The organism is Streptomyces sp. NPDC060205 (genome assembly GCF_042728395.1).
Lineage (GTDB): Bacteria > Actinomycetota > Actinomycetes > Streptomycetales > Streptomycetaceae > Streptomyces.
This window is the reverse complement of record NZ_JBHWZP010000367.1, coordinates 1-8,798: the sequence shown is the minus strand read 5'-3', so window position 1 is coordinate 8,798 and position 8,798 is coordinate 1. Positions and strand designations below refer to the sequence as shown.

Annotated in this window: 5 protein-coding genes; 4 read left to right on the top strand and 1 reads right to left on the bottom strand. The window is 73.4% G+C overall.

Features of this window, described 5'->3' with window-relative positions; translation table 11 throughout:
• Nucleotides 1–93 precede the first annotated feature (93 nt).
• The gene (locus ACFWGJ_RS37980; protein ID WP_387333522.1) at nt 94–1,308 is read right to left on the bottom strand and encodes a mannose-binding protein; all 1,215 of its coding nucleotides are present in this window, start codon (nt 1,306–1,308) and stop codon (nt 94–96) included.
• 415 nt (nt 1,309–1,723) lie between these two features.
• Here ACFWGJ_RS37980 and ACFWGJ_RS37975 point away from each other — a divergent pair, with 415 nt between their 5' ends.
• From ACFWGJ_RS37975 to ACFWGJ_RS37960, 4 genes are all read left to right on the top strand, one after another.
• Nucleotides 1,724–2,602 carry a type VII secretion system-associated protein gene (locus tag ACFWGJ_RS37975; RefSeq protein WP_387333523.1) on the top strand — a complete coding sequence of 293 codons (879 nt, stop codon included), beginning with the start codon at nt 1,724–1,726 and terminating at the stop codon, nt 2,600–2,602.
• A complete protein-coding gene (locus tag ACFWGJ_RS37970) occupies nt 2,599–3,864 on the top strand; it encodes a ricin-type beta-trefoil lectin domain protein (protein WP_387333521.1) in 1,266 nt (421 codons plus the stop codon). The genes ACFWGJ_RS37975 and ACFWGJ_RS37970 overlap by 4 nt, the downstream gene beginning before the upstream one ends.
• 167 nt (nt 3,865–4,031) lie before the next feature.
• Nucleotides 4,032–7,349: a right-handed parallel beta-helix repeat-containing protein gene (locus ACFWGJ_RS37965; protein ID WP_387333520.1), complete on the top strand. Its 3,318-nt coding sequence runs from the start codon at nt 4,032–4,034 to the stop codon at nt 7,347–7,349.
• Entirely contained in the window at nt 7,346–8,611 is a 1,266-nt protein-coding gene (locus tag ACFWGJ_RS37960; RefSeq protein WP_387333519.1) for a S8 family serine peptidase, read from the top strand. The genes ACFWGJ_RS37965 and ACFWGJ_RS37960 overlap by 4 nt, the downstream gene beginning before the upstream one ends.
• The last annotated feature ends 187 nt before the right edge of the window (nt 8,612–8,798 follow it).

Below are 8,798 nucleotides of genomic sequence, written 5' to 3'. Positions count from 1 at the left end.
GTTCGGGGGCGGGCGCAGGGGCCTGGTGGGAGGGTCGTGACGGGGGAGGGCCGTGTCACGGGCCGTGCGGGTCAGGTCGATCGGCACGGCGGGTCAGGTCGACCAGATGACTCCGCCGTTGTGGAGGATGACCACCTTTGCGTCGGCTCGCAGGATCAGCTGGGCGTTCGCGTGGCCGTGGCTCTTGGAGGCCCAGATCGGGCGGTCGTCGCCGTTGTGGATGACGAGGTTGCCGTCCTCCTGGAAGATCGCCCGGTGGTTGCTGCCGAAGGTCATGGACGCCCAGATCGGCTTGTCCTTCTCGTTGTAGACGACGAGGTTGCCGTCGCCCTGCATGACCATGCGGATGCGGTTGGTGCTCCAGGACTGGCCCGCCTGCAGCACACTGGTCGCGTAGACGGTCTTGGTGCCCCAGTTCGGCTTCGGGGCCGCCTTCGGCTTGTCCTTGGCCGGGGACTTCGACTTCTTCGCGGCCGGGCTGCTCGTCTTGGCCTCGGGCTTGGGTGCGACAGCCTTGGGGACGACCTGCGGCGCCTCGGTCTTCTTCGGCTTCTCCTTGCGCGGGGACGAACTGGGCGTCTCGGCCACGTAGTCGTCGAGGACCGCGGGGGCCGAGCTCGCGTTCAGGACGGTGTCGGAGCCGTCGGCGGCCAGCCCCTTGTTGTCGGGGCGCCCGTCGTCCTGGGCGCTTCCGGCCAGGAGCAGCGGTATCGCGATCAGGACGGCGCCGGCGATCGCGGCACCTGCCAGGACCGGCTTGCGGGGGCGTCCGTTGTTCACGCCGGTGCCGGTCTTCGTGCCCGGCGGGGTCGTCGCGACGGCCGCCGCCACGGCGACGCCCTCCGTGCGGGCCTCGGGCGTCTCGGCGGTTGCCGCCGTGGGCGAGGGCGTCGTGGGGGCGGTGGGAGTGGGGGGAGCGGCTGGGGTGGAGGGAGAGGCAGCCGTGCCGGCGGATTCCTCGGCCGGCGCGGTCTCGCCGTCCGGGCCGGTGCCGGTCTCCGCGGCCGGCGCGGTGCCCTTCTTCCCGGCCGGGGCAGCGCCTGACTTCACCTCGGCGGACTCGGAGGACGCAGAGGACGCAGAGGACTCGGAGGCTTCAGAGGAGTCGGCGCCTTCGGAGGCCTTGGGGGCTTCGGCGGGCGACGCTGCTCGCTCGTCCGGTGCCGACGACGACGCGGGCGGGGACGCGGATGTGGACTCGGCCTCCTCCGCGCCGGCGGCGGCCCCCTCCGCGTTCGCGCCGGGGGTGTGGTGCTGGGGGGACATGCGGTACTCCTCCTCGGTGGCGGAGCTGTCGGTGGTGGGCACCGGCCCGAAACAACGGCTGGGCCGGTCCGATGCCCTCCTGAGCTGCGAGGCCTTCCCGTACGGTCCTGGCTTGGACGTCCCGGACGGAAGGCACTTGTACAAGGCGGTACAGGGCACTTGTACATGGACGGGTCCGGTGGCGAACCCAACCTAGCCCGTCGCAGGGGCGACAGCAGCACCCTCAGCCCCAACCGCCCCTTCGCTTTGTCCACCCACGCCTCACTGCTCCCGGAAAGTTCTCCATCCGGGCAGCAAACGGGCACGCGGTCGCCCGATACGGGTCCGCCCCAAGGCCCCACGCGTGGGGCTCGTGTGGCATCCTGTTGGCTCCCCGATCTGATCGATATCGGCATCGGCGTGCGCGCGTGTGGCGCGGCACCCAGAAATCCGTACGGACCGAAGAGTTCAGGTGAAGATGCGGCCCGGAGAACGGCAGGAGGGCAGGCACGACGCCTTGCCCGCGATGGCCGACGGCTCCGGCGGGACCGCCGTCACCGAGTCACCTGTCGCGGCCACCACGGACGCGGCAGCCACCGCGGACACCCCGAACGCCTTGGACCACCACGACATACCCGAGGCCGTACGGGCCGCTGCCCGCCGGGCTCCCGGGCACTGGATCGGGGTGGTCGACCCGGAGTGGACCGAGGAGCGGACCCCGCCGGAGTGGGCGGTCCTGGGGGAGTGGCAGTCGGACGAGAGCGGTGGCGTGGGCGAGTACCGCGCCAACCCGGCCTACCGGCCCTCGGCCCAGGTGCTCGGCTGGCCGGAGCCCACCGACCCGGTGGACGCGGCGGCGCAACGGGCCGCCACCGGTTACGGCTCGGTCGACGAGGCGCTCGCGGCGCTCGCCGAGGCGGAGGTGACCGTGGTGCGCGCGCCGGACGGCGGTCCGCTCACGGGCACGGGGCAGGACGGGGCGCCGGTGGTGCTGTTGTTCACCTCACCGGCACACGAGTTCATGTCCCCGGTACTTCGCCATGGCAGGCTTCCGGCGCGGCAGCTGGCCCGGTCCCTGAGCGGTTCGGGCACCCAGCTGATGGTGAACCCCGCAGCCGCGGCCCCCTTGCTGGTCCCGGCGGACAGCCTTCTCGGCCCCGTGGGCGGACCGGGTGCCGAGGGAGCCGCCGCGGCGGATGCCACCGGCTCCGATTCCGGTTCCGGTTCTGGCTCCGATTCAGGTTCCGGCTCCGGCTTCGGTTCCGGCTCCGGAGGCACTGTGACCGGGCCGCCATCGGCCGACAGTTCACCTGAACCCCACCCCCACAGCCCCCACATCGCAGGGAGGACCCCGTGACACGTTCGGCCCAGCAGCCCCCTGCCTCCCCGAGTGCGTCCGCCGGCTCCGGTTCCGCCGGCGGTTCCGGTTCCGGCTCAGGTGGCGAGGAGACGGCCGCGACTGCCGCCGCCCCCACCGCCGCCGTCGCCGAGCCCACGTCCCGGCCCGAGCCGGAGCGCACGCCAGAGCCCGCAGCGGCGAAGGCCCGTGCGAAGACCCGTGCGGAGTCCGGTGAATCCGAGGGGACGGCCCCCCAGAGCAAGCCCGGCAAGCCAGGCGAGCCCGAAGCCGGAACCGAGCCCGAAGCCGAAGCCGGGACCAAGACCGAAGCCGGGACCGACTCCGAGGGCGGGACCGACGCCGAGGCCGACCCCGGTGCCGCCGCCGCGGCCAAGAGCCGGCTCCCCGCGCTCGTACGGACCATGACGGCGACCGCGATCGACCGGCCGCAGCAGCAGACCGGGCCCGTGGGCCGGCCGGGCAAGGCCGTGCTGGCCGGGGCCGCTGTCGCGGGCGCGCTGCTCGTGTCCGTGCCCTTGCTGATGCTCGGCGGGGACGACGACGAGGACCGCAGGGGACCCGCGTCGGCGGGAACCGTGCTGGGTGGCAGCGCCCAGGACGTACCGGGCGAGTTCGCGCAGACCTCGCCCGACACCGCCGCGGGCGACGGCAAGAAGAACCCCGTACAGCAGGGCAAGTCGCCCCAGAACGCCGCCACCTCCGCGCCTGCGAAGAGCGAGGGCAAGGACAAGGGCAAGGAGGACGGCGGGGCCGAGAAGGACTCCGCCGAGAAGGACGCCGGGCAGAAGGAGGAGCCGGCGAAGGCGAGCGGAGGGAAGACGACCTCCGGCGGGAGCAAGAGCGGGTCCACCAAGTCCGGTTCGGGCGTGACTCTCAGCGCCCCCGTCTCCCTGCGCAGTCATCTCTCGGGCAAGTGCATCGACGTACCGGGCAGTGATTTCGGCGACGGCAAGAAACTGTTCGTGTGGGACTGCAACGGCGGGGCCGCCCAGAAATGGCAGTTCGCCTCCGACGGCACCGTGCGTATCAAGGGCCTGTGCCTGGACGTGGCCAACGCGAACTACAACGACGGCACACCCATCCAGATCGCCCGGTGCAGCGGCAACTCCGCCCAGAAGTTCGTGCTGAACGCCAGCCACGACCTGGTCAACACCGTCGTCGGCAAATGCGTCGACATCAAGGACAACGACCGGGGCAGCGGTGCCTGGCTGCAGCTGTGGAGCTGCGCGGGCACCGACAACCAGAAGTGGAGCGTCTGAGACAAGGCGCCCGCAGCCCGAGAGAGCCTCCCGGAGAGCCCGGGAGCACCCCTCTCGGCACCCGCCCGCCCCAGGGCGAGGCATGATGGCACCGTCGGTTTCACCGACACGCGCCCCCGGTGAGGGGGCGCCCGTAGATGAAGCCCCCGTGGCAAGGAGGTTGGTGCGTGTCGCGCCAGGTACTGACGGTCGGTCCGGGGGACCGGGATCGCTACCGGACGATCGGTGAGGCACTCTCGGCTGCCCGTACCGGCGCGCTCATCAGCGTCCGGCCCGGGACGTACGCGGAGAACCTGGTGATCAACACCAGGGTCACCCTCACTGCCGAAGAGGGCCGGGGCACCGTGGAGATCCGGCCGCGCTCGGGCGTCGTGCTCGCGCTGCGTGCCGACGCCGTGATGCTCTCCGAACTCACCCTGCGCGGCGGCGACGCCGAGCAGCCCGCCGTGGACGTGCGGCGCGGACAGGCCGCGCTCGACGGCTGCGAGATCATCGGCTCCGCGTGGACCGCGCTGCTGGCCGGGGGCACCGGCTCGATCGCGCTGCGCGAGTGCCGGGTGAGCAACTCGCAGGGCGCGGGCATCGTGGTCACCTCGACCACGCCCACCACCGTGGAGTCCTGCACCTTCGAGCACCTCGGCACCAGTGGCCTGGTCCTCGCGGAGCAGGGCGAGGCACGGGTCCGTGGCTGCACGGTCCGCGACGCCCGCGGCAACGGCCTGCTCGCCAACGGCGAATCCCGCGGCTCGGTCGAGGACTGCGACATCTCCTCCACCGACAAGCCCTCCATCGCCCTGGAGGAGAACAGCTCCCTCTCGGTGATCCGCACGGTGGTGCACGACACCAGCACCGGTGTGCACCTGAGCAGCGGGGGCCGTACGACGCTGGAGGACGTCCGCGTCACCGGCTCGTCCGGGAACGGGATCGTGCTGGCCAAGGGCACCGACCCGGTGCTGCGCCGCTGCCGTGTCTCGCGCACCCGCGGACACGGCGTGCTGGTCACCGACCGGTCGCGCGGCACCTTCGAGGACTGCTGGGTGGACGGCGCGCAGGGCGCGGCCCTGCGGGTCGCCGGAGCCGCCTCCCCGGCCCTGACCGGTCTGACGGTCCGCGACTGCGACCAGACCGGGCTGCTCCTGGAGGAGGACTCGGCGGCGGAGCTGGACCACCTGGAGGTGATCGGCGGCTCGCCCGCCATCGCGGTACGCGGCGGCGCCAACCCGCTGCTGCGCCGGGCCAGACTGGTGGAGCCCTCCGGCGACGGCATCGTGCTCTCCAAGGACGCCCGGGGCCGCGCCGAGGACTGCGAGATCGTCCGGCCCAAGGGCGCGGGCGTGCGCGTGGCCTCCGGCAGCACCCTCTACCTGGCCGGCGGCGGAGTCTCCGACACCACCACCAACGGCCTCGTCGTGGACGACGGCGGCAACGTCACCGTCCGCGACTTCCGCATCGAGATATCCGGCGAGGAGGGCGTGATCGTCGCCGCGGGCGGCGAACTGACCGCCAACCGCACCTCGGTGCACGCCCCCAGAGGCCACGGATTCCTGCTCCGCGAGGGCGCGCTCGCCTCGCTCAGCGGCTGCGAGGTCTCCGGCGGCGCCCAGGACGGCTTCCGGGTGGAGTCCACCGCGCCGGTCTCCCTGGTGAACTGCCTCGCCCGGGAGAACGAGGGCGGCGGCCTCGTGCAGACCGCCCCCGGCGAACGGCTGGCCGTGGAGGGCCTGAACAGCACCGGCAACGGCAAGCGGGACGCCTGGGGTTCCGGCAGCGCCGAGAACACCGACCCCGCGGGCTCCGGCGCCGCGGACGCGCCCCCGGCGGACCGCCCGGAGGGCCCGCTCGGCGCCCTGAACGCGCTGATCGGCCTGGAGAACGTCAAGCAGCAGGTACGTACGCTCGTCAACCTGACCCAGCTCGCCCAGCGCCGCGAACAACTCGGCATGTCGGCGCCGCCGATGAGCCGCCACCTGATCTTCGCCGGCCCGCCCGGCACCGGTAAGACCACCGTCGCCCGCCTCTACGGGGCGATCCTCGCCGAACTGGGCTCGCTGCGCAGCGGCCACCTGGTGGAGGTCTCCCGCGCCGACCTGGTCGCCCAGGTCGTCGGCGGTACCGCCATCAAGACCACCGAGACCTTCCAACGGGCACTCGGCGGCGTGCTGTTCGTCGACGAGGCGTACACGCTGACCTCGGACAGCAACAACGGCGGCGCCGACTTCGGCCGCGAAGCGGTGGACACCCTGCTCAAGCTGATGGAGGACCACCGCGACGACGTGGTGGTGGTCGCCGCCGGCTACTCCCGCGAGATGGACTCCTTCCTCGCCTCCAACCCCGGGCTGGCTTCGCGCTTCTCGCGGACCGTCGAGTTCGAGAACTACTCGGTGCCCGAACTGGTCGCGATCATGGAGAACATGTGCGCCCAGCACCAGTACGAACTGGGTGAGGGCACCGAGGCGGCGCTCGCCGCACACTTCGAGGCGATGCCACGGGACGCGGGCTTCGGCAACGGCCGTGCCGCGCGCGGGGTGTTCGAGGAGATGGTGGACAGACAGGCGGTCCGGCTCGCCTCCCAGCAGCAGGTCGGCGAGCGCGACCTGCGGCTGCTGCTGCCCGACGACGTCTCCGCGACCGCCGCCACGAAGGCCGCCGAGACCGCGGCGCCGGCCGACGACCCGCTGACCCGCCTCGGCGACATGATCGGGCTGTCCGAGGTGAAGCGCGAGGTCGCGGACCTGGTCAACCTCATCACCACGGCCCGTCACCGGGCCGCCGCCGGGCTGCCGGTGCCCTCGCTCAGCAACCATCTGGTCTTCACCGGCCCGCCCGGTACGGGCAAGACGACCGTCGCCCGTCTCTACGGCGAGATCCTCACCCAGCTCGGCGTCCTCCAGCGGGGCCAGCTCATCGAGGCGGCCCGGGCAGATCTGGTCGGCCGCTACATCGGCCACACCGCCCAGCTCACCCGCGAGGTGTTCGAGAAGGCGCGTGGCGGTGTGCTGTTCATCGACGAGGCGTACACCCTCACCCCGCGCGGCAACGGCGCCGACTTCGGGCAGGAGGCGGTGGACACCCTGCTGAAGCTGATGGAGGACCACCGCGACGAGGTCGTCGTCATCGTCGCCGGCTACACCGACGAGATGGAGCGCTTCCTCGCCTCCAACCCGGGCCTGTCCTCGCGCTTCCCGCGCCGGATCGCCTTCGCCGACTACTCCTCGGAGGAACTGGTCACCATCGTCCGCACCCAGGCCGCGAACATGGGCTACGAGTGCGGGCCCGGCACCGGCCCCCTGCTCAAGGAGTACTTCGAGTCGCTGCCCCGGGACCGGTCCTTCGGCAACGCCCGCCTGGCCCGCCAGGTCGTCGAGTCGATGGTCACCCGGCAGGCGGGACGGCTCAGTTCGCTGGCCGCGCCCACCCTGGACGACCTGCGCATCCTCCTGCCCGGCGACGTCGTGGCCGTGACACCGAAGGCGGCTCCCCGATGAAGTCCTCCGCCCGCGGGGCCGCCCGCATGCTGTCCGGCGTCGGCTGCGTCGCCGCCCTGCTGCTGCCCACGGCCCAGCCGGCCCAGGCGGCGCCCCTGGCGCGCGTTCCGGCGGCCGACGGGAAGAAGGGCCAGGAACTGCCCGGCATGCCGTCCTCGCTCGACGCGGACGCGCCCTGCACCCCCGCCTCCCGTGAGAAGGCGAAGAAGCAGGACTGGTCGCGCCAGCGCCTCGACCTGGACCGGCTGCACGGTTACAGCACCGGTGCGGGGGTCACCGTCGCCCTCATCGACACCGGTGTGGACACCGGGGCCGAGGGGCTCGACGGCCGGGTCACCGCCCAGGGCACGGCCGGTGGCGACTGCGTCGGGCACGGGACCTTCCTGGCCGGGCTGATCGCCGGGGCCGGCGGGGGCGGTGCGGACCTCACCGGTGTCGCCCCCGGGGCCAAGATCCTCGCCCTGCGCGGTACCGACGAGCGCGGGCAGGCGAGTTCCGCCCTGGTCGTGGCGGCGCTGCGCGCGGCGACCGAGGCCGACGCCGACGTCATCGCGGTCTCGGTGGCTCTGCCGCGCCGGGACGCGGAGCTGACGCGCGCGGTCGCCGACGCACGGCGGGAGGGCGCGGTCGTGGTGGCCGCGGCCACCCCGGATCCGCCACGGGGGGCCGGAGCCTCCGAGGAGATCCCGCCCCGCAGCTACTGGCCCGCCGCCGAACCCGGCGTTCTGTCGGTCGCCGACATGCTTCCCGCCGGGGTCCGTCCGGACAACGCCCTGGCCACCAGCGGTGTCGACCTGGTCGCCCCTGGCGCGGGGGTCGTCTCCGGCGGTCCGCGCGGGGACGGGCACTACCTCGGCGCGGGTGCGTCGGTGGCCGCCGCCTACGCGGCCGGAGCCGCCGCGGCGGTCCGGGCCGCCCGGCCCGACGACTCGGCCGACGACGTCGCCCGCCGGCTGACCGCGACCGCCTATCCGGCGGACATCCCGCAGCTCGACGCCTACGCCGCCGTCACCACGGTCCTCAGCGACTCCGCCGCGGCCGGCGGGGCGGAGCGGGCCGCCGATCCCGTGACCGTGCGCGACACGGCCGCGGCGGATCGGGCCACCGACCGGGCCACGCTGTTCGTGGTTCTCGGCACGGGTGGCGTGCTTGCCGTTCTCTGGGCGGCCTTCGCCCTTCCCAGGGCCCGGGCACGAGGGTGGCGGCCGGCCTCCGCTTCCGCCTCCGCGCGGCCGGTCGCCGCTGACGCGGACGGGGACTGACGGGCGCTCGTCGCCTGCGGGCCGGTGGGGGCCGGCCGCGCAGTTCCCCGCGCCCCTCAGCGCCGCGGGGCTGCGGGTTTCACGGTGGGTGCGGGTCGGTGGGGGCTGGTTGCGCAGTTCCCCGCGCCCCTCAAGGCAAAAGATTGCGCCGTTCCCCGCGCCCCTAGGGGGTGGGGGCCGGCGTGGG